Source organism: Dietzia massiliensis (assembly GCF_018390595.1).
Classification (GTDB): domain Bacteria; phylum Actinomycetota; class Actinomycetes; order Mycobacteriales; family Mycobacteriaceae; genus Dietzia; species Dietzia massiliensis.
Genome location: NZ_JAHBAV010000007.1, coordinates 1 through 20,512, shown reverse-complemented (window position 1 = coordinate 20,512; position 20,512 = coordinate 1). Strand labels below are relative to the sequence as shown.

16 protein-coding genes are annotated in these 20,512 nt (G+C 71.1%); 7 read left to right on the top strand and 9 right to left on the bottom strand.

Translation table 11 applies throughout. The annotated features are described in order from the left end of the window. Positions 1 to 51: 51 nt before the first annotated feature. Genes KHA85_RS03160 through KHA85_RS03140 form a run of 5 tightly spaced genes read right to left on the bottom strand, consistent with a single transcriptional unit; the run spans position 52 to position 6,543 of the window. Positions 52 to 2,091 (bottom strand): DEAD/DEAH box helicase, encoded by a 2,040-nt coding sequence (locus tag KHA85_RS03160; RefSeq protein ID WP_213184782.1) that lies wholly within the window; start codon positions 2,089 to 2,091, stop codon positions 52 to 54. A 55-nt stretch (positions 2,092 to 2,146) separates the two neighbouring features. Beyond that, on the bottom strand, positions 2,147 to 3,388 hold the full coding sequence (locus tag KHA85_RS03155) for an MFS transporter (RefSeq protein WP_213184781.1): 1,242 nt from the start codon (positions 3,386 to 3,388) through the stop codon (positions 2,147 to 2,149). Next, positions 3,385 to 4,719 carry a M20/M25/M40 family metallo-hydrolase gene (locus tag KHA85_RS03150; protein WP_213184780.1) on the bottom strand — a complete coding sequence of 445 codons (1,335 nt, stop codon included), beginning with the start codon at positions 4,717 to 4,719 and terminating at the stop codon, positions 3,385 to 3,387. The genes KHA85_RS03155 and KHA85_RS03150 overlap by 4 nt, the downstream gene beginning before the upstream one ends. Continuing rightward, a complete protein-coding gene (locus KHA85_RS03145) occupies positions 4,716 to 5,912 on the bottom strand; it encodes an alanine racemase (RefSeq protein WP_213184779.1) in 1,197 nt (398 codons plus the stop codon). Before KHA85_RS03145 ends, KHA85_RS03150 begins: the two co-directional genes overlap by 4 nt. Further along, positions 5,905 to 6,543, bottom strand: coding sequence for a TetR/AcrR family transcriptional regulator (locus KHA85_RS03140; RefSeq protein WP_213184778.1), 639 nt, complete (start codon positions 6,541 to 6,543; stop codon positions 5,905 to 5,907). Before KHA85_RS03140 ends, KHA85_RS03145 begins: the two co-directional genes overlap by 8 nt. A 143-nt stretch (positions 6,544 to 6,686) precedes the next feature. Between KHA85_RS03140 and KHA85_RS03135 the strand changes: the two genes are divergently transcribed. From KHA85_RS03135 to KHA85_RS03125, 3 genes are all read left to right on the top strand, one after another. Further along, the gene (locus KHA85_RS03135; protein ID WP_213184777.1) at positions 6,687 to 8,021 is read left to right on the top strand and encodes a D-arabinono-1,4-lactone oxidase; all 1,335 of its coding nucleotides are present in this window, start codon (positions 6,687 to 6,689) and stop codon (positions 8,019 to 8,021) included. 86 nt (positions 8,022 to 8,107) lie between these two features. Next, entirely contained in the window at positions 8,108 to 8,794 is a 687-nt protein-coding gene (locus KHA85_RS03130; protein ID WP_213184776.1) for a YbdD/YjiX family protein, read from the top strand. Between the two features lie 154 nt (positions 8,795 to 8,948). After that, complete coding sequence (locus KHA85_RS03125; protein ID WP_308936842.1) at positions 8,949 to 12,797, top strand: multifunctional oxoglutarate decarboxylase/oxoglutarate dehydrogenase thiamine pyrophosphate-binding subunit/dihydrolipoyllysine-residue succinyltransferase subunit; 3,849 nt, start codon at positions 8,949 to 8,951, stop codon at positions 12,795 to 12,797. 82 nt (positions 12,798 to 12,879) lie between these two features. On the opposite strand, the gene KHA85_RS03120 is transcribed toward KHA85_RS03125, so the two are convergent. The 4 genes from KHA85_RS03120 to KHA85_RS03105 form a co-directional block, all read right to left on the bottom strand. Continuing rightward, positions 12,880 to 13,758, bottom strand: coding sequence for a glycine betaine ABC transporter substrate-binding protein (locus KHA85_RS03120; RefSeq protein ID WP_308936841.1), 879 nt, complete (start codon positions 13,756 to 13,758; stop codon positions 12,880 to 12,882). A 168-nt stretch (positions 13,759 to 13,926) separates the two neighbouring features. Next, positions 13,927 to 14,496, bottom strand: coding sequence for a suppressor of fused domain protein (locus tag KHA85_RS03115; protein ID WP_213184805.1), 570 nt, complete (start codon positions 14,494 to 14,496; stop codon positions 13,927 to 13,929). Between the two features lie 35 nt (positions 14,497 to 14,531). Further along, positions 14,532 to 15,038, bottom strand: a complete 507-nt coding sequence (locus KHA85_RS03110) for a YflT domain-containing protein (RefSeq protein WP_061227646.1) — start codon at positions 15,036 to 15,038, stop codon at positions 14,532 to 14,534. Beyond that, a complete protein-coding gene (locus KHA85_RS03105; RefSeq protein WP_438802039.1) occupies positions 15,035 to 16,081 on the bottom strand; it encodes an HpcH/HpaI aldolase/citrate lyase family protein in 1,047 nt (348 codons plus the stop codon). Before KHA85_RS03105 ends, KHA85_RS03110 begins: the two co-directional genes overlap by 4 nt. Before the next feature lie 57 nt (positions 16,082 to 16,138). Between KHA85_RS03105 and KHA85_RS03100 the strand changes: the two genes are divergently transcribed. From KHA85_RS03100 to KHA85_RS03085, 4 genes are all read left to right on the top strand, one after another. After that, positions 16,139 to 17,449, top strand: a complete 1,311-nt coding sequence (locus KHA85_RS03100; RefSeq protein ID WP_213184774.1) for a magnesium transporter MgtE N-terminal domain-containing protein — start codon at positions 16,139 to 16,141, stop codon at positions 17,447 to 17,449. Then, positions 17,446 to 17,997, top strand: coding sequence for a DUF1003 domain-containing protein (locus KHA85_RS03095; protein WP_213184773.1), 552 nt, complete (start codon positions 17,446 to 17,448; stop codon positions 17,995 to 17,997). The genes KHA85_RS03100 and KHA85_RS03095 overlap by 4 nt, the downstream gene beginning before the upstream one ends. A 125-nt stretch (positions 17,998 to 18,122) precedes the next feature. Continuing rightward, positions 18,123 to 19,148 carry a lytic transglycosylase domain-containing protein gene (locus KHA85_RS03090; RefSeq protein ID WP_213184772.1) on the top strand — a complete coding sequence of 342 codons (1,026 nt, stop codon included), beginning with the start codon at positions 18,123 to 18,125 and terminating at the stop codon, positions 19,146 to 19,148. Between the two features lie 39 nt (positions 19,149 to 19,187). Next, entirely contained in the window at positions 19,188 to 20,327 is a 1,140-nt protein-coding gene (locus KHA85_RS03085) for an Mrp/NBP35 family ATP-binding protein (protein ID WP_007631677.1), read from the top strand. The last annotated feature ends 185 nt before the right edge of the window (positions 20,328 to 20,512 follow it).

Here is a 20,512-nt window from a genome sequence, read left to right as displayed (position 1 = left end):
GCAAAGAGGCGGTAGGCCGGCGTCGACGCCGGCCTACCGCGGGAATCCGCGTCAGTAGCGGTCCTGCCCGCCCCCGGAACGCCCCCGGAACCCTCCGCCGCCGCGACGGTCGTCGTCCCCGCGGCGGAACCCGCCCCGGTCGTCGCGCCGGTTGTCGCGCCTGTCGTCCCGGCGATCCCCGTGTCGCTCGCCGCGACGGTCAGAGTAACCACCGCGGTCACCGCGATCGTCGCGCCGGTGGCCGCCCCCGCGCGGCTTCCCGCCGCGGTCGTCCCGGAACGAGGAGGGACGCCCCGCCGGCGCGCCACTGTCCGGCCGGATGTCGATCTCGGCGCCGCCGACGCGGATGCCCTTCATCGACTCGAGCTGATCCGAGGGCAGGCCGGCGGGCAGCTCCACGATCGAGTGATCGAAACGGATCGAGATGCGCCCGATGTCGCCCCCGCTGAGGCCGGCCTCATTGGCCAGCGCGCCCATGATGGATCCGGGCTTGACGTTGTTCCGCTTGCCCACGGCGATCCGGTACTGGGCCATGTCCTTGCCCGAGCGCGACGGCCGCGGCCCGTCGGAGAAGTTCCGCGCGGGGCGGTCGCGACGGTCGCCCCCGCGGTCGTCCTGCCGCTCACGCCGCGGGGGACGCTCGGGCTCACGCATGAGGAACTCGTCCGAGTTGCGGGACTGGGTGGCCAGTGCGGCCGCGATGTCGGCCATCGAGACCGAGTGCTCGGACGCGTACTCCTCCACGAGCCGGCGGAACAGCGCGATGTTGGGGTCGTCGAGGCTCTCGGTGATCGACTGTGCGAACTTGGCCATCCGCATCTCGTTGACGTCATCGACGCTGGGCAGCTGGACCTCCGTCAACGGCTGCCTGGTCGCGCGCTCGATCTGGGACAGCAGTCGACGCTCGCGGGGGGTGACGAACAGCAGTGCGTGCCCGCTCCGGCCGGCGCGGCCCGTTCGGCCGATGCGGTGGATGTACGACTCGGTGTCGTGCGGGATGTCGTAGTTGACGACGTGGCTGATGCGCGGCACGTCGAGACCACGGGCTGCGACGTCGGTCGCGACGAGGATGTCGGTGCGCCCGTCCTTGAGCGCCTCGATGGTGCGCTCGCGGAGGTTCTGGGGGATGTCGCCGTTGATCGGGGCGGCGGAGAAGCCACGTGCGCGCAGCCGCTCGGCGAGTTCCTCCGTCGCCGACTTCGTCCGGACGAACATGATCATCGCGTCGAAGTCCTCGACCTCGAGGATGCGGGTCAGGGCGTCGAGCTTGTCACGGTGGTTGACCAGGACGTAGCGCTGCTGGATGGTCGGCGCGGTCGACGTCTTGGAGGCGACCTTCACCTCGGTGGGATCGGTGAGGTACTTCTGCGAGATGCGTCGGATCGCGGACGGCATCGTGGCCGAGAACAGCGCGACCTGGGTGCTCTCCGGAGTGTCCGAGAGGATTCGCTCGACGTCCTCCTGGAAGCCCATCGCGAGCATTTCGTCCGCCTCGTCGAGGACGAGGTGCCGCAGGCCGGAAAGATCAAGCGTGCCCTTCTTGAGATGGTCGATGACCCGCCCGGGGGTGCCGACGATGATCTGCGCGCCCCGCCGGAGACCCGAGAGCTGGATACCGTAGGCCTGACCGCCGTAGATGGGCAGGACGTTCACCTGGGGCATGCCCGCGGAATAGGTGACGCACGCCTCGGCGACCTGGAGCGCGAGCTCGCGGGTCGGCGCCAGGATGAGGGCCTGGGGGCTCTTCACCGACGGGTCGATCAGCGAGAGGATGGGCAGCGCGAACGCGGCCGTCTTGCCGGTACCGGTCTGGGCGAGCCCGACGACGTCCCGTCCCTCGAGGACGAGCGGGATGGTGGCCGCCTGGATGGCGGACGGCACCTCGTAGCCGACGTCCCGGACCGCCTTCGCGACGGCGGGCGCGAGCCCCATGTCCGCGAAGGTGACCGCGGCGTCCTCGGCGGGAGCCTCGTCGTGGGGGGCGTCGTCGCGGGCTCCGGCGGGCGCGGCTACGGGCGTTTCGGGAGTGCTGGCGTCGGTGTCGACCTCGTCGCCGGCGGTGGCGGTACGGTCCTCGTCGTTGTTGTCCATGAGGCCTTACATGCTACGGCCTGCGAGGTCCGTTGAGCGACACGGCTTGCGCAGGTCACTCCCCCGCGGCCACCCTGTCGGCCGTCTGCCGGGGCTCCCTGGCCACGGCCCACGGCACCACCGCCGCCAGGAGGAGGACGCCGGAGACCGCGAAACCCGTCGCGTAGCCCAGCCGGTCCACCACCAGGCCCACGACCACGGGGCCGAGGATCGCCCCGGAGTCACTCGCCATCTGGAACGTGGCCAATACCTTGCCGCCGGCGCGGTCCGCGCCGATGACGTCCGCAACGGCCGCCTGCTGTGCCGGGTTGAGGATCCCCGCGCCCATGCCCGCCACCACCGACGCCGCGACGAGGAGAGGAACCGTGTCGCACCATCCCAGGGCGATGGTCGTGACGCCGGAGACGACGAGACCGGTGATCACCATCGGCCGCCTCCCGAACCGGTCCGACAGTCTGCCCGCCACCGAGACCACGGAGGCCGTGCCCACGGCGAAGGACGCCAACGCCGTGCCCGCGATGCCGGCACCGGCGTCGAAATTGGCCGCGGCGAACAACGGGATGATGGCGGCACGGACGCCGAACGAGGTCCAGCCGTTGACGAAACTGGAGATCAGCGCGGCACGGTAGCCGCTGTGACGCAACGCCTCGCCGACGAGCAACGACTCCTGTTCGGGGGAGTCGTCATCGGGTGAGCGTCGACGGCCGCCGCGTAGGAACACGGCCACCACGCCGGTCGCCGCGAGCAGGGTCCCAGCATAGACGAAGAACGGGACGCGCATCCCGAACTCCGCCAGCAGTCCGCCCAGCACGGGCCCGCCGATGTTGCCGATGAGGAACGCGGTCGCGTACAGCCCGGCGATCCGTCCCCGCTCGCCCGGCGGTGAGAGCCTGGTCAACAGCGCCATCGCGGAGATGGTGAACATCGTGGATCCGAGACCGCCGAGGCCGCGGAAGACCAGCAGCTGCCAGTAGGACTGCGCCAGGCCGGTCGCCAGAGTGGAGACGACGACGATGAGCAGGCCGGTCATGTAGACCCATCGCTCCCCCATCCGGTCCACGAGGAACCCGCCGGCGGGCGCGAACACCAGTCGAAAGAAGGCGAAGGCGCTGACCACGACCGAAGCGGCGGCGACGGACACGTCGAAGTCGCGGGCGAACTGCGGCAGCACCGGCGCCACGAGTCCGTACCCGATCGCGACCGCGAACGCGGCCACGACGAGGACCCAGATGTCCGCGGGCAGGCGCGTTCGCGGCGCGGACCGCGCGACGTCGCGGTCCTGCGTGGTGCCCCTCACGCCGACCGGAGCACGCGCGCAAGCACGTCGGCACCGAAGTGCAGCGCGTCGACGGGCACTCGTTCGTCGACGGCGTGGAAGTGCCCGAACACGTCGAACTCGTCGGGCACGCGCAGCGGGACGAATCCGTATCCGTCGATCCCCAGCTCGGCGAGATGCTTGTTGTCGGTGCTGGCGGGCAGGAGGTAGGGCACCACCAGGGCGTCCGGATCCGACTCGCGGACGGCCTCGCCGATCACGTCGACCAGGGGCGCGTCCGCCGGGGCCGCGATGGGCGGCTGCCAGATCCACTCGACCGACACGTCCGGCCCGAGCTCCCGCTCCACCTCCGCGCGGAACGTCTCCTCGCCGCCGGGCAGGACACGGCAGTCGATCTCGGCGTGCGCCTCGGTCGGGATGACGTTGGTCTTGTACCCGGCGGACAGGACGGTCGGCGACGCGGTGTGCGACAGGGAGGCGGCGACGAGCGGGCCGAAGTGGCCGAGGACCTCGAGGCGGTCCGGCAGTTCCGCGATATCCCCGCTGCCGCCGGCGATACGGCCGACCGTCGCGGCGAGCGCGGTGTTGGCCTCGGTGGGTTCCACCGGGAAGTCGATGCCGGCGACGCGGTGAACCGCACCCGCGACGGCAGCGACGGCGTTGTCGGGCGTGGGGCGCGAGGCGTGTGCGGCGGCCCCGTGTGCGGTCACCTTCGCCCAGGCCACCCCCTTCTCCGCGACCGCGATCGGGTACAGGCGGCGTCCGGCCACGGGCACCGACCACCCGCCGACCTCGCTGAGCGCCTGGGTCATGCCGTCGAAGATCTCGGGGCGTTCGCGGACGATCCACTTGGCGCCCATGATGCCGGCCGCCTCCTCGTCGGCGAAGAAGGCGAGCAGAAGGGGCCGGCGGGGGACGATCCCTTCCCGGCGGTAGTGGCGCACGACGGCGAGCATCATGCCGATCATGTTCTTCATGTCGACGGTGCCGCGTCCGTAGAGCCACCCGTCCCGGATCTCGCCCGCGAAGGGCGGGACGGACCAGTCCTCGGCGACCGCCGGCACGACGTCGACATGACCGTGCACGACGAGACCACCCGCCTGCGGATCCGCCCCCTCCAACCGTGCGAACAGGCTGCCCCTGCCCGGCACCGACTCCACGAGTTCGCTGTCGATGCCGACCTCGCTGAGGTACTCGGCGATCCGCCGACAGACACGGGTCTCGCCGTCGCCGATCGTCGACGGATCACCGGTGTTGGTCGAATCGATGGCGACGAGGTCGGCCGTGATCGAGACGGCCTCCGCGCGCATCCGCTCCCGGGCCCTGTCGGTCATGTCGTGGGCGTCGGTCATCCGAAACACTTCCCTTCACCACGGTAGGTGGGCCAGCGGTCCACGAGGGCGGGCCCGTCAGCAGTCTCGTCCACCACGTGCAGCGTGTCGAACCGCTCGCACAGCTCACCCGCCTTGGCGTGCCTCCACCAGGCACGCCCGCCGATGGGCACCTCCCCGCGCACGGGCGTCTGGACCTCTCCGGCGCCCTCCCGGCCGAGGTATCGCATCCCCGCCGGCGCGACGGGCACCGGCAGTCGGTCCCTGCCCGGGGGTCCGGACGCGACGTACCCGCCGTAGAGGAAAGTGGTCAGCCCGGACGCGGGTCGGCGTACGGCGGGCAGCGCGAACATCAGGGCCGGCCGTGGGGTGAAGGAGCGGTACGCGTCGAACAGGCCCGGGGCGTACAGGCCGGACCCGGCGGTGACCTCCGTGACGGCCGGCGCCGCGGCGCTCTCCGCGACCGATCCCGTGCCCCCGGAGTTGATGATCTCCGGCCACTGTCCGGTGATGTCCGCGATCACCCCGGCGACCGCCTCGCGCACCCCGCGGAGCCGACGCATCGACAGTCGCTTGACCACGCCGACCCCGGGGACGTCGTCCGGCACCCCTGCGACCTGTGCCTCGTAGAACATCGCGCCGACCACGCGGAACCCCTCGCCGGTGGCGTGACGCACCAGGGGGGCCACGTCCTCCGGGCCGCGGAGGGGAGACCGCCGGACCCCGAGGTGGACCGGACCCAACCGCAGCGACGAGTCGACGTCGATGCAAACCCGCGCGCCGCCCGCCCCGGCCTCGCGGGCGATCTCCAGCTGCCGCGGGTGGTCGATCATGAGGGTCACGGCGTCGAGGGCCGCCGCGTCCGCACCGAGGCGGCCCAGGGCCGCGCGGTCGACGGCGGGGTACCCCATGAGGACGTCGTCGCACCCCGAGTCGACGAGCCACAGCGCCTCGGAGAGCGAGTACGCCATGACGCCACGGACCGCCTCGTCCCCGAGCAGGTCGGCCCCGAGTACCTCGCGGAGCACTCCACGCGACCGCACTGATTTGCTGGCGATGCGGATCCTGGTGCCACCGGCCCGCCGGCGCAGATCCCGCAGGTTCGCCCGCAGGCTCGGCAGGTGCAGCGCGGCGAGCGGCGCGTCGATGTCGGCTGTCGCGGCGTCCAGGGCGCCGACGACTCCGAGCGGGTGGGCCCGGGCCGGGCTACGCACCGTCGGCGGGCCGCGCGTCCCGCACCACGAGGTCGACCGCACGGCGCAGGAGGTCGTTGGCCTCGTCGTCGTCCCGGTAGATCTGCCACCGCAGGCTGATGCCGGTGATGATCGACAGCACCACCCGCACCATGTCGTCCAGGCCCATGCCCCACCGCACGCCGGCCGACTCGGCGGTGCGCTCCAGGACGGAGCGCACGATCGCCTCGTTCGACTCCTGCTGGTCCCGGGCCAACCCCACCTCCGGCAAACCGTGCGTCCGCAACGAGTACGAGACGATCTCGTAGGTGAGCAACTGCCGATCCGGCGACGCGGAGATGACCGCCCAGATCAGGTCGATCGCCTCATACAGCCGGCGGCGGAGGCCCTCCGTCCCGCGGGCGCCCGAATCGAAGTCGACGCTCACGAAGGCCCTGGCGGCCTGGTGCACCTCGGAGTTCACAGCGCCGATCACCTCTCGGAGGAGTTCCTCCTTGTCGGTGTAGCAGTAGTGGACGACACCGAGGGAGACGCCGGCACGCTCGGCGACGCCTCGCACGGTCACCGCCCCGAGGCCGTCGTGCTCGGCGATCTCCAGCGCGGCCTGGAGGAGCTGCGCCCGGCGCTGATCGGCAGGTAGTCGTCTGGTCACCCGTCCATGGTACGACGGCGAGGAGGGAGTAGACACCGATAACAGGCCTCTGCTCCCCCGGCCGTCCGGGCCTCCGTCATCTATTCAGGTCGATTGTCCAGGACGGCTCCCGGTCCGGCCGCCCGCGGGTACTCTCTCCAGCCATGACGACCTCGGTGTCCCCCTGGCAGAACTGGGCTGGCAACGTGCTGGCGACCCCGTCGGATCGGCGGGCGCCCACGACAGTCGCCGAGGTGAGCGACGTGGTGACCGCGGCCGCGGAGCGTGGTGACCGGGTCAAGTGTGTGGGCGCCGGGCACTCCTTCACGCCGGCCGCGGCGACCGACGGGGTCCTGGTATCCCTTGACGACCTGACCGGCATCGAGTCGATCGTGCCGACCCGCGACGCGGCCGGCCGGGTCGACGGCGCCGACGTGACGGTCTGGGCCGGGACCCGCCTGCACCGGCTGGGCCCTCTGCTCTGGGAACTCGGGTTGGCGCAGCAGAACCTCGGGGACTTCGCGGAGCAGTCGCTCGCCGGCGCGGTGTCCACCGGGACCCACGGCACCGGGTGCGGAGCGCCCGGGCTGCCCGCCACCGTCGTCGGACTGCAGCTCGTCGCCGCCGACGGGTCCGTCCTCTCCTGCTCGCCGACCTCGCATCCGGAGGTCTTCGAGGCCGCGCGTCTCGGGATCGGAGCCCTGGGGGTCATCACCAAGATGACGATCCGGTGCGTGCCCGCCTTCGCCCTGCGGGCCGAGGAACGCCCGTGGACGCTCTCGGCCGCTCTGCAGGATCTGGAGGGGTTCGCCCGGTCCGCCGACCATGCCGAGTTCTTCTGGTTCCCGCACACCGACGCGATCACCGTCAAGCGCAACACCCGCCTGCCCGGGGACACTGAGCTCAGCCCCGTGGGCCGTGTCCGCGAGCTGGTGAGCGACGAGTTCCTGTCCAACGAGGCGTTCGACGCGTTGTGCCGCGCCGCGACGCGCAGGCCGACACTGACGCCCCGGCTCAACCGCGTCGCCTCGCGGGCGCTGTCCGCCCGCGGGTTCACGGATCGCAGCTACCGTGTGTTCGCGTCGCCGCGGCGCGTGCGGTTCCGCGAGATGGAGTACGCGGTGCCCCTCGGCGCCGCCTCCGGCGTGCTGCGGGACCTGCGCGACACGATCGACCGGTCCGGCGTCGTCACGCCGTTCCCCGTGGAGGTTCGGTTCGCCGCCGCCGACGACGTGTGGATGTCCACGGCCCACCACCGCGAGGTCTGCTACATCGCCGTCCACCAGTACCATCGGATGGACCACACCGAATTGTTCCGGCTGGCCGAGTCGATCTTCCTCGCCTCGGGCGGGAGACCGCACTGGGGCAAGATGCACACCCGGACCGCCGCGGACCTGTCGACGATGGTCGAGCGCTTCGACGACTTCGTCTCGGTGCGCGACCGACTCGACCCCGATCGGCTCTTCGGCAACGAGTACACCGAGCGTGTACTGCCCTAGGGCGCGCCCCGCCCCAGGTTGCGTACCGTGGTGGTACGAGCGGCTCGAGCCGACCGCCCGCCACGACCCCCAGGAGTGAGTGACCAGTGCCCGACCGCGTCCCCGCCCAAGCCGACGCCTCCGGTCCCGCCGCGGGGCTGGTGACGGCAGCCCTGCGCCGGGCGATCCGAGGTCAGGCCGGCGCCGCCCGCGCCTACGTCCGCCAGCTCCGTCGCGCACACCCCGACGAGTCGCCCGCGCGGATCCGCGAACGTCTCGACAGCCGCTTCCTCGCCGCCGTCACCGCCTCCGGTGCGGCCGTGGGCGCCACCGCCGCCGTTCCCGGCATCGGCACGATCGTCGCGTTCGGCGCGGTCGGCGCGGAGTCCCTGGTGTTCCTGGAGGCGGCCGCCTTCTACACGCTGGCGGTGGCGGAGGTGCACGGCATCGACGTCCGTGAGGGCGAACACGAGGAACTCCTGGTCATGACCGTGATGCTCGGAGCGTCCGGCACGGCGATCCTCGCCAACGCGGTCGGGTCGTCCGGCGGCGCGGGCTCGCTGGCGAGCAGGTCGCTGCACGTGCCCGGTCTCAAGGAGATCAACCGCCGCATGCTGAGTCGTTTCGTCCGCAAGTTCGCCGTCAAACGCGCCGGGTTGGCCGTGGGCAAACTCGCGCCCGCCGGGCTCGGGGCGGCGGTCGGTGGCTGGGGCAACCGGCGACTCGGACGGACGGTCGTGGACACCGCCGACGCGACCTTCGGTGCGCCCCCCACGGCGTGGCCCACTGCATGAACAGACGACCCGGCCCACCGCGTGAACCCACGGTGACGGGCGAGTGGCATCCCCCTGTCAGGTGAGATCGGAAAGCCCCGATCGGGCAGACGGTCTAGCCTGGATCCATTGACGTGTGAAACCCACCACAGAACCAGAGAGGCACCACAAGATCGTGAGCTACAACGTCTCACAGTTCGGACAGAACCAGTGGCTCGTAGACGAGATGTACGAGCGGTTCGCCAAGGACCCGTCCTCGGTGGACGAGTCCTGGCACGAATTCTTCAAGGCCAACCCGGAGGCCGCCTCCTCCTCCGGGTCCGGCTCCACCAACGGCACCGCCCCGCGCGGAACGGGCGGGGCCGGAGACCGGGCGCGAACCGGCGGTGAGACCCGTGCGACGTCGAAGCAGTCGGACAAGGCGGACGAGGGGACCGGGTCCTCGGCGAAGAAGAAGGCCGCGGAGCTGACCGTGGACGACGTGACGCCGACGGTGTCCGCCAAGGACGTCGCGGCCAAGCCGGACGCCGACGCGTCCCCCCGCCGTAAGGCGCGTGGCCAGGGCGTACCGGCTCCCTCGGGCACCCCGGAGACACGCAGGAAACCCGATACGCCGGCGGTCGGCAAGCCCTCCCGTCCGCAGTACACGCCTCCTCAGGAGACGGAGACCAAGGCGCTGCGCGGGGCGGCCAACGCGATCGTCAAGAACATGAACGCGTCGCTCTCGCTGCCGACCGCGACCTCTGTCCGCGCGGTCCCGGCCAAGCTGATGATCGACAACCGGATGGTCATCAACAACCATCTCAAGCGCACGCACGGTGGGAAGATCTCCTTCACCCACCTCATCGGGTACGCGATGGTGCAGGCCATCAAGGTGTACCCGAACATGAACAACCACTATGAGGAGATCGACGGCAAGCCGCACACCGTCACCCCGGCGGGGATCAACCTCGGACTGGCCATCGACATGAAGACCAAGGCCGGTCGCTCGCTCGTGGTCGCGGCCATCCGCAACTGTGAGGCGCTCGACTTCCGCGGCTTCCTCGACGCCTACGAGGACATCGTCGCCCGCGCCCGCGAGGGCAAACTGACGATGGACGACTTCTCGGGCGTCACGGTCTCGCTGACCAACCCGGGCGGCATCGGCACAGTGCACTCGGTGCCCCGTCTGACCGTGGGTCAGGGCGCGATCCTCGGTGTGGGCGCCATGGAGTACCCCGCCGAGTTCCAGGGTGCCAGCGCGGAGCAGCTGGCCAACAACGCCGTCGGCAAGATCACCACGCTGACCTCGACCTACGATCACCGGATCATCCAGGGTGCCGAGTCGGGCGAGTTCCTGCGTGAGATCCACCGCCTGCTCCTCGCGGACGAGTTCTACGACGAGATCTTCGACGTTCTCGGCATCCCGTACGAGCCCGTCCGGTGGCGCCAGGACATCACCGATCCCCGCGTGGACAAGGACGCCCGCGTCCTGGAGCTCATCGCCGCGTACCGCGATCGCGGCCACCTCATGGCCGACATCGACCCGCTCGACGGGAAGCACGCGCAGCGGCGCCGCACCTTCCACCCGGATCTCGACGTCAACTCGCACGAGCTCACCCTGTGGGACCTCGACCGCAAGTTCTCCGTCGGTGGATTCGTCGGCAAGGACAAGATGCGTCTGCGCGACGTGCTGGCCGCGCTGCGCGCCGCCTACTGCCGCAAGATCGGCATCGAGTACACCCACATCCTCGAGAACGAACAGCGCCAGTGGATCCAGGAGCGCATCGAGGGGGTCGACGACAAGCCGACCGTCGCCGAGCAGAAGTACATCCTGTCCAAGGTCAACGCCGCCGAGGCCTTCGAGACCTTCCTGCAGACCAAGTACGTCGGTCAGAAGCGGTTCTCCCTCGAGGGCGCCGAGTCCGTCATCCCGATGATGGACGCGGTCATCGACGAGGCCGCCGAGTTCGGCCTGGACGAGGTCGTCATCGGCATGCCGCACCGCGGTCGCCTCAACGTGCTGGCGAACATCGTCGGTAAGCCCTACCGCCAGATCTTCACGGAGTTCGAGGGCAACATGGACCCCTCGGCCGCGCACGGCTCGGGCGACGTGAAGTACCACCTCGGTGCCGAGGGCATCCAGTACCAGATGTTCGGCGAGAACGAGATCAAGGTCTCGCTCACGGCCAACCCGTCCCACCTCGAGGCGGTCGACCCGGTTCTCGAGGGCATCGTCCGCGCCAAGCAGGACCTCATCGAGGACCCGGAGTGGCGCGCCGAGTACCCGGTCGTGCCGCTCATGCTGCACGGTGACGCCGCGTTCGCCGGCCAGGGTGTCGTCGCCGAGACGCTCAACCTCTCCCAGATCGACGGGTACCGCACCGGTGGCACGATCCACATCGTGGTCAACAACCAGATCGGGTTCACCACGGCCCCCGAGGCCGGCCGCTCCAGCCAGTACGCCACGGACGTCGCCAAGATGATCGGCTCGCCGATCTTCCACGTGAACGGCGACGACCCCGAAGCGTGTGTGCGCGTCGCCCGCCTCGCGATGGACTTCCGTCAGCAGTTCAAGAAGGACGTCGTGATCGACCTCGTCTGCTACCGCCGTCGCGGGCACAACGAGGCCGACGACCCGTCGATGACCCAGCCGCGGATGTACGAGGTGATCGACGGCAAGAAGAGCGTCCGTCAGTCCTACACCGAGGATCTCGTCGGTCGTGGCGACATCACCGAGAAGGAGGCGGAGAACGCCCTCCGCGACTTCCAGGGTCAGCTCGAGCGCGTCTTCAACGAGGTCCGCGAGCTCGAGAAGCACCCGGTCAAGGCCTCCGAGTCGATCCTGCCCAACCAGCCGCTACCCAAGCGACTGGTGACGGCGGTGGACGAGTCGGTCATCCACGCGATCGGCGACGCCTTCGGCAACCTGCCGGAGGAGTTCCACATCCACCCGCGCGTGAAGCCGGTGTACGAGGCACGCCAGAAGATGGCCTACAACGGCAACGTCGACTGGGCCTTCGCCGAGCTCCTCGCGATCGGCTCGCTCGTCCGTGAGGGCAAGACCGTCCGCCTGGCCGGCCAGGACTCGCAGCGCGGCACCTTCACGCAGCGGCACGCGGTGGTGGTCGACAAGACCACCTCCGAGCCCTACTCACCGCTCCAGAACCTCGAGGACGCCGAGGGCCGCTTCGAGGTGTGGAACTCGGCGCTCACCGAGTACGCGGGCCTCGGCTTCGAGTACGGCTACTCCGTCGGCGACCCCGACGCGCTCGTGCTCTGGGAGGCGCAGTTCGGTGACTTCGTCAACGGTGCGCAGACCATCATCGACGAGTACATCTCGTCCGGTGAGGCCAAGTGGGGACAGAAGTCCTCGGTCACCCTGCTGCTCCCCCACGGCCACGAGGGCATGGGCCCGGACCACACGTCCGGCCGCATCGAGCGGTTCCTCCAGCTGTGCGCGGAAGGCTCGATGACCGTCGCCCAGCCGTCGACCCCGGCGAACTACTTCCACCTCCTCCGCCGCCACGCCACCGACGGCATCAAGCGGCCCCAGGTGGTGTTCACGCCCAAGTCGATGCTGCGCAACAAGAAGGCCGTCAGCGCGATCGCGGACTTCACCTCCGGCAAGTTCCGGTCCGTCCTCGATGATCCGACGTTCGCGGACGGGTCCAAGGACGCGGGCAAGGTCAAGACCATGCTGCTGGTGTCCGGCAAGCTCTACTACGAGTTGGCCGCCCGCCAGGAGAAGGAGGGCCGCGACGACATCGCGATCGTCCGCCTCGAGCAGCTCTACCCGGTCCCCCACCGCCGCATGCGTGAGGCGCTGGACCACTACCCGAACCTCACCGAGGTCCGCTGGGTCCAGGAGGAGCCGGCCAACCAGGGTGCGTGGAGCTTCCTCGCGCTCGAACTGCCGGAGCGGATCGACGACTTCCCGCCGCTCAAGCGGGTCTCCCGTCGCCCGATGGCCGCCACCTCGACCGGCCTGAGCAAGGTCCACGCCGTCGAGCAGAAGGCTCTGGTGGACGAGGCGTTCGCCTGATCCTCCCGAACCGGGAACGGGGCCCGGCCGCCATCGGCGGCCGGGCCCCGTTCTCTGGTGCGGCGCGCCGCCGCCGGGTCGGTCAGTACCCGTGCGAGTCCAACCAGTAGTTGGCCAGGGCGACGGGGGTGGCGGTTCCGAACTCCACACCCAGCAGCAGCTCACGCACGTCGTCGGTGGTCAGCTCGCCGCTGATCCGGTTGACCAGACTCAACTGGTCCTCCGAGAGCGAGCCCTTGCGGAAGATGGGCACCAGGTTCTGGGCGCGGACCGCGTTCTCGTCGTCGTCCAGGGTCACGATGTCCTCGGGGAGGCCCACCGGATCGGCCGACTGGACCAACCCCACGCCGACCTGCCCCGCACGCAGGGCGTCGAACACCGCCCGTGGGTTCGGGCCCAGCGCCACCCGACGACCGAAACCGCAGTCGTACGCCTCTCCCACGGCGGCGGCCAGGTCGCTGTCGGCGAGCGCTTCCTGCCTCGCACCGAGCGTGAACTCACCGCACCGCCCGGCCAGATCCGACATCGCGCGCAGTCCCCGGGTCTCCGACGTGGTGCGCGTGACCACGTACACCGGCGCGTCCTCGGCGGGTGCCGGGTCCGCGGCCGTGACGCCCTCCGGTAACGCGGCCATCATCGCGGCGTACACCTCGTCCCCCTCGGTCGCCGTCGCGCCGGGATCGAACGCCTCCAGGAGCTCACCGGTGAATCCGACGGTGAAGGTCGCGTCGCCCGCGACGACGGACTCCACGACCTCCGACTGGGTCCCGGACTGCGGTCGCGCGGTCACCCGCGAGCCGGACCGGACCAGCGCGTTGCCGTAGATGTGGCCCACGATCTCCGCCTCACCGAACGAGGCCGTGTCGATCACCACCACCGGATCGTCCCGGTGCGCGGGCACGATCGACGACTGCGCCTGACACCCGGACAGCGCCATCACCACCACACCCGCGAGCGCCACCGCGCCCCTCCCGGGCCGCCCCACCGTGCGCCGCACCCGACCACGTCCTTCCTCACCCCGACCGCACCCGTCAGCGCGGACATCTCGACCGACAGTGTCCCAGGACCGTCCCGGTGCCGTCACGCCGAGGCCCCGCGTGGCCGCCGTCCGGAGTCGACGGCCCGTCCGTCAGCGGGTCAGGCCCGGGTTCACGGCGGACCGGGCGGGATCGGTGACGTCGATACCGGCCTCCGCCCACGCCTCCTCGAGTTCCGCCGCGCCCTTCATGCGGACCCACGCCGCCTCCGTGTGGGTGACCGGCACGGCCCGGAACACCCGGACGGGTGCCGCGTCACCCGGGAGGTCGACGTCCGGGATCTCGGGGGCACGCAGCACCACGGCGGTGAACGCAGCGCCGGGCCACAACGGCTCGCCCAGGTCGATCAGCGCGCCCTCGGACAGGACCAGTCCCTCCACCGCGGGCGCGGCCGCGAGCACCGCCAGGGCGCGCACCACGCCGTCCACGCCGCCCCGGAGCACGAGGCTCAGCTCCGCGCGCGGCGCCGCCGGGTCGGGAACGAGCGCCGACGGATCGCCCATCGGCTCGGCCGAGCACCCGAGCGAGACGTACCGCACCACTCCGGTCTCCACGTCCACGAACCGGAGGATCCGGATCGGCGCGGCACCGAGGAACGTCACCGACGCCTCCTGCGGCTCCGGTCCATACCGCTCCTCCAGATGAGCGCGTACCGCCGCCAGAACCGTCGACCCGTCCGCAGGGCCCCCCGGCAGCACTACTTCAGCCCGAGCCGGGCGAGCTCGTCGCGCACCCGCTCGGCGTTGGCGGGCTCACACAGGACGTCGTAGCGGCCCGCGACCAGCTGGGAGGTGGACGCGAAATCCCGCTTCCCACGGGTCGCGGCGTAGGACAGCGACGCCGAGACGACGCCGAACACCGAGCCGCCGACCAGACCGGTCAGCACCACGCCCCACATGGGCTGCGTGAAGATGCCCAGGAGCAGGCCGATGAACAGGCCGAGCCACGCACCGGTCGCCAGCCCGCCCAGCAGGACCTTCGGCCAGGTCAGCCGGCCCGTGACCCTCTCGACCTGCATGAGATCGACGCCGACGATCGTGACCTCGTGGACGGGGAAGTCCTCGTCGGCGAGGTGATCGACCGCTGCCTGGGCCTGCGCGTACGTCGGATAGGAGCCGACCACCCACCCGGTGGGCGGTGTGGGCAGTCCCGGCGTCTGGGCTCCCCGGGCGCGCGCGCCCCGCGGGTTCACGGGAGTGGTCATGAGGTCCGTCCTTCCGCGTCGTCCCCGGCGGTTCCCCGGTCCGAGACGGTCATCCCGGCCGCACGTCCACGAGCGGAGACGACCAACGCCATCTTACGGCTGGCCTCGTCGAGCATCTCGTCCCCGAACATCACCGCACCGCGAGCGCCGCCCTCCACCGAGGTCGAGTGCGCGTAGGCCTCGAGGATGGCCTCGGCCTTGTCGAACTCGTCCTGACGCGGGCTGAACACCTCGTTACCCGCGTCCACCTGGGCGGGGTGCAGGACCCACTTGCCGTCGAACCCGAGAGCGGCGGTGCGGGCCGCCGCGCGGCGGAAACCGTCCTCGTCGCGCACCTTGAGGAACGGGCCGTCGATCGCCTGGAGACCGTGCGCGCGGGCGGCGACCAGGATCGTCATGAACACGTGGTGGTAGGCGTCGCCCGGGGCGTACCCGTCCGGCTGCTCCCCCACCGTCAGCGTGCGCATCCCGATGGAGGCCATGAAGTCGGCGGGGCCGAACACGAGGGTGAGCACCCGCGGGCTGGCCGTCGCGATCGCGTCGATGTTGGTCAGACCGAGGGCGTCCTCGATCTGCGGCTCGATCCCGATGTGACCGACCGGCAGGCCCGCGGCCTTCTCCACCTGGGTTAGCACGAGGTCGAGCGCGGCGACCTCTGCCGCGGTCCGCGCCTTGGGCAACAGCAGTGCGTCGACGTGGGCACCCGCCCGACCGACGACCTCCGTGACGTCGCGGACCGTGTACTCGGTGTCCCAGGCGTTGACGCGCACCACCACGGTGGGCGCCGCGAACCCACCCCGGCCGAGAGCGGCCACGACGTTCTCGCGCGCCTCCTCCTTCGCCGGGCCGGCCACCGCGTCCTCGAGATCCAGGAAGACCTCGTCCACAGGCAGTCCCCGTGCCTTGTCGATCATCTTCACGCTGCTGCCGGGCACGGCGAGGACCGTGCGCCGCGGCCGGGCGCGCAGGTCCGCGATCGCCGAGGCGGCGTCCTCCGACGGCGCCGCTGTCGCGTGGGGGGCTGCGGTCATCGTGGGTGGCACTCCCTTACGTCCGGTACGGCGGGCGGGCGCCGCCTGTCGGTGACTAGGTTGGTCTGCATGGCGAACCTCAACAAGGCCTTCGTCGCCAGGCTAGCGGGATTGCCCGTGATCGGCCCTGACGGGGACGACATCGGACGCATCCGGGATGTCGTGGTGACGATGCGCTCCGGGCACAAACCCCCGCGGGTCATCGGGCTGGTCGTCGAGCTACCCACGCGGCGCAGGATCTTCGTGCCCATGCTCCGGGTCGCCTCGATCGATCCGCGGTCGGTGTCCCTGGTCTCGGGGACCATCAACCTGCACAGGTTCCAGTCCAGGCCCGGGGAGAATCTCGTGCTGGGCGCCCTGGTGGACTCGGTCATCGGAGTCGAGCGCGACCAGCCCGCGGGCGAGCGCTCCGCGAATCAGGGCCGCCCGACCCGGTACCAGGTCGTCGATGTGGAGATCGAACGCCAACGCTCGCGGGACTGGCTCGTGTCGCGGCTCGCCGTCCGCGAGCGCCGCGGGCGTTCCCCCCTCGGCCGTCGCGGAGAGGTGTCGATCCACCCGTGGAGCCGCATCAGGGGCCTGGACGACGCGATCGGCACCCCTGAGCACGGCGCCGAGAGCCTGGTGGAGCAGTACGCCGACCTCCGTCCGGCGGACGTCGCCATCGCCCTGCGCGAGCTGCCGGAGGTGCGGCGGCTGGAAGTCGCCCGCACCCTCGACGACGAGCGGTTGGCCGACATCCTGCAGGAGCTCCCCCACGACGAGCAGACCGAGATCGTCACCCGGCTCGAGCTCGAGCGCGCGGCGGACGTCCTCGAGGCGATGGACCCCGACGACGTGGCCGACCTCCTCGGCGAGCTCCCCGAGAAGGACGCCGAGTCGTATCTCGAGCGGATGAACCCCGAGGACTCGTCGAACGTCCGGCGCCTGCTGACCTTCGACGCCGACACCGCCGGCGGGTTGATGACGCCCGAGCCGATCATCCTCTCGCCGCAGACCACGGTGGCGGAGGCGCTCGCACACTGTCGCAACCCCGACCTCAGTCCCGCGCTGGCCAGCCTCGTCTTTGTCGTCCGCCCTCCCACGGCCACCCCGACGGGCAAGTACCTGGGCTGCGTCCACATCCAGGCGCTGCTGCGCGAGCTCCCCTCCGCCATGGTCGCCGAGACGGTCGACACGAGCCTGTCGGCGCTCCGCCCCACCGACTCGGTGGACGCGGTGACCCGGTTCTTCGCCACCTACAACCTCGTGTGCGGCCCCGTCGTCGACGACGAGGGGCACCTCCTCGGAGCGGTCGCGGTGGACGACCTGTTGGATCACCTCCTACCCGACGACTGGCGGGACATGGACCTGCACGACGACGCGGAGACGGCGCGATGACCGAACCCACCGTGAGGTCGTCACTGTCCACGCCGGTGACCTCCCGCCGGCCCCGGATCAGCTTCGACTCCGACGCGGTCGGCCGTTACAGCGAGGCCGTCGCCCGCTTCTTCGGCACCGGCATGTACCTGCTCATCCAGACGGTCGTGGTGATCGTGTGGATCGTCATCAACGTCGCGGTCGTGGCGCTGCGATTCGATCCGTATCCGTTCATCCTCCTCAACCTGGCGTTCTCGACCCAGGCCGCCTATGCCGCGCCGCTCATCCTGCTCGCACAGAACCGCCAGGAGGACCGCGACAAGGAGTCCGTCAAGGAGGACCGGCTCCGGGCCACCCAGACCAAGGCGGACACGGAGTTCCTCGCCCGCGAGCTCGCGTCGGTACGCCTGTCGGTGGGCGAGACCGTCACGCGTGACTACCTGCGCCGCGAGCTCGACGACCTGCGGGATTCCGTGGAACGGATCGAGACGATGCTGGCCGGGCTCTCCGCCGGCGGCGGTAACGCCGCTGGCGGGAAAACCGATCCAGACGACAGGGGCCGGGGGTAACCTCGCCCCAGACGAAGCGTCGCGGGGGCGGTGCACGGCCGTGGCGCCGTCCGTTACGTCGTAGGGGGAGAATCTTGCGCCGAATCGCGCACACTGCAGACCGCCGCGTGCTCACCAGTGCAGCCGTGACCGTCGGAGCCATCACGGTCCTCGCCGCGGTCGGGCTCACGATCGACACGAGCCGTCCCGCCGCACCTGACATCACGCCGCTGGCCGAGTACTCGCCGGAGCCGCCGGTCGACCCCGGCGCCGCGCACATCGAGCCGGCGACGATCCCCGACGGACCGCTCGGGATCCCGGGCATCGCCCTGGACGCCTACCACCGGGCGACGGAGCGGCTCAACGCGGAGCGCCCCGCCTGCGAGATGGACTGGACCCTCCTCGCCGGGATCGGTCAGGTCGAGTCCAACCAGGGCCGCGGGCTCTTCGACGTGCGCGGCAACACGATCGGCCGGATCGTCGGCCCCCGACTCGACGGCTCCCTGCCGGGCACCGCCGTCATCACCGACACCGACGGCGGCAGATTCGACGGCGACCCCGACTTCGACCGTGCCGTCGGACCCGTCCAGTTCATCCCGTCGACCTGGGCGACGCTCGGGCGCGACGGCAACGACGACGGCGTGGCCGATCCGAACAACATCTACGACGGTGCCCTGTCCGCGGCGACGCTCCTGTGCAACCAGGGCGGGTCGATGGCGGACCCGGCGGCCCGCACCCGCGCGATCCTGGCCTACAACAACTCCCTGGCGTACGTGGCCAACGTCAACGCGTGGGCGCACGGCTACGCGGTCAACGCCTTCCCGCTGCCCTCCGATCTGCCGGAGATCCACCGACCGGAGCCCACGGTCGAGCCCCCGCGGCCACCGGAGCGCTGCCCCGAGGGCTGGGAGGGCGAGCCGACCGCCGCGCCGGAGCCCGCGAAGCCCGGAGAGCCGGAACCGCCGGTGCCCGGCTGCACGGAGGTCGCCCCGCCGGCGGCGCCGACGTCTCCCACGACCGAGGCGCCGTCGACGGCGCCGACGCCGACAACGACGGAATCGTCCCCGGCCGCCGCGCCCGCCCCGGCGCCGGCGCCGCCCGCCATCCCGGGCCTGCCGGTCATCGAGTTGCCCTGTATCCCGCCGTTCTGCGTGCCGCCGCCCCCGGCCTGAATCGTCACGGGGTGCCGCGACGCCTAGACTCGGGGCATCATGAGTGCACCCAGCGAAGAATCGATCCGCGCCGCACTGGCCAAGGTCGATGATCCGGAGATCCGCAAGCCGCTCACCGAGCTCGGCATGGTCAAGGGCGTCGAGGTGGACCCCGCGACCGGCCGCGTCGATGTCGGCATCTACCTGACCGTCGCCTCGTGTCCGATGCAGGACACGATCAGCGACCGCGTCCGCTCGGCGGTGTCCGACGTCCCGGGCGTCGGCGAGGTCGCCGTCGAGCTCGACGTCATGAGCGACGAGCAGCGTACCGAACTGCGCAAGCACCTCCGTGGTGACGCGGCCGAACCCGTCATCCCGTTCGCCCAACCCGGCAACCTCACCCGGGTCTACGCGGTCGCCTCGGGCAAGGGCGGCGTGGGTAAGTCCACCGCGACGGTCAACCTCGCGACGGCGCTGGCGTCCCGCGGCCTGTCCGTGGGCGTGCTCGACGCGGATATCTACGGGCACTCGATCCCGCGGATGCTCGGCACCGACGCCCGGCCGACCCAGGTCGAGCAGATGATCCTCCCGCCCGTGGCGCACGACGTGAAGGTCATCTCGATCGCGCAGTTCACGAAGGGCAACACCCCGGTCGTCTGGCGTGGTCCGATGCTCCACCGGGCCCTGCAGCAGTTCCTCGCCGACGTGTACTGGGGCGACCTCGACGTCCTGCTGATGGACCTGCCCCCGGGCACCGGCGACGTGGCCATCTCGATCGCCCAGCTCATCCCGTCGGCGGAGATCCTCGTGGTCACCACTCCGCAGCAGGCGGCCGCCGAGGTCGCCGAGCGCGCGGGGTCGATCGCGCTGCAGACCCGTCAGCGGATCGCCGGTGTCATCGAGAACATGTCGTGGCTGGAGCTGCCCGACGGCACCCGCATGGACGTGTTCGGTACCGGCGGCGGCGCGGAGGTCGCGGCCAACCTGTCCCGCTCGGTCGGCGCGCCCGTCAAGCTGCTCGGTCAGGTGCCGCTCGAGCAGGCCGTGCGCGAGCACGGGGACGAGGGCACGCCGATCGTGCTGGCCGAGCCCGAGTCACCGTCGGGGCGCGCGTACCGCGAGATCGCCGACGGCCTGGCCGTGCGACCCCGCGGACTGGCGGGGATGAACCTGGGGATCGACACCACGCGTCACCTCTGACGGATCGGCCCTCGGGTGGTCGGCGGGGCGTCACGCCCCCCGCCGGCCCCGGGCCGGGTCGCCTTTCGCCTCCGGGCGGGCGACGGTCCACCCGGGGTCCGACCTCAGGTGGCGTCGAGGTCCCAGACCGGGCCGGAGGCCGGTGCCGCGTCGCCGGGGACGTCCGCTTCGCGGACCGCCGCGGG

Coding starts and splice junctions, on each gene's coding strand:
- KHA85_RS03160 (WP_213184782.1), bottom strand. CDS start 2,091: ATGGACAACAACGACGAGGACCGTACCGCCACCGCCGGCGACGAGGTC.
- KHA85_RS03150 (WP_213184780.1), bottom strand. CDS start 4,719: ATGACCGACGCCCACGACATGACCGACAGGGCCCGGGAGCGGATGCGC.
- KHA85_RS03135 (WP_213184777.1), top strand. CDS start 6,687: ATGACGACCTCGGTGTCCCCCTGGCAGAACTGGGCTGGCAACGTGCTG.
- KHA85_RS03110 (WP_061227646.1), bottom strand. CDS start 15,038: ATGACCACTCCCGTGAACCCGCGGGGCGCGCGCGCCCGGGGAGCCCAG.
- KHA85_RS03100 (WP_213184774.1), top strand. CDS start 16,139: ATGGCGAACCTCAACAAGGCCTTCGTCGCCAGGCTAGCGGGATTGCCC.
- KHA85_RS03095 (WP_213184773.1), top strand. CDS start 17,446: ATGACCGAACCCACCGTGAGGTCGTCACTGTCCACGCCGGTGACCTCC.
- KHA85_RS03085 (WP_007631677.1), top strand. CDS start 19,188: ATGAGTGCACCCAGCGAAGAATCGATCCGCGCCGCACTGGCCAAGGTC.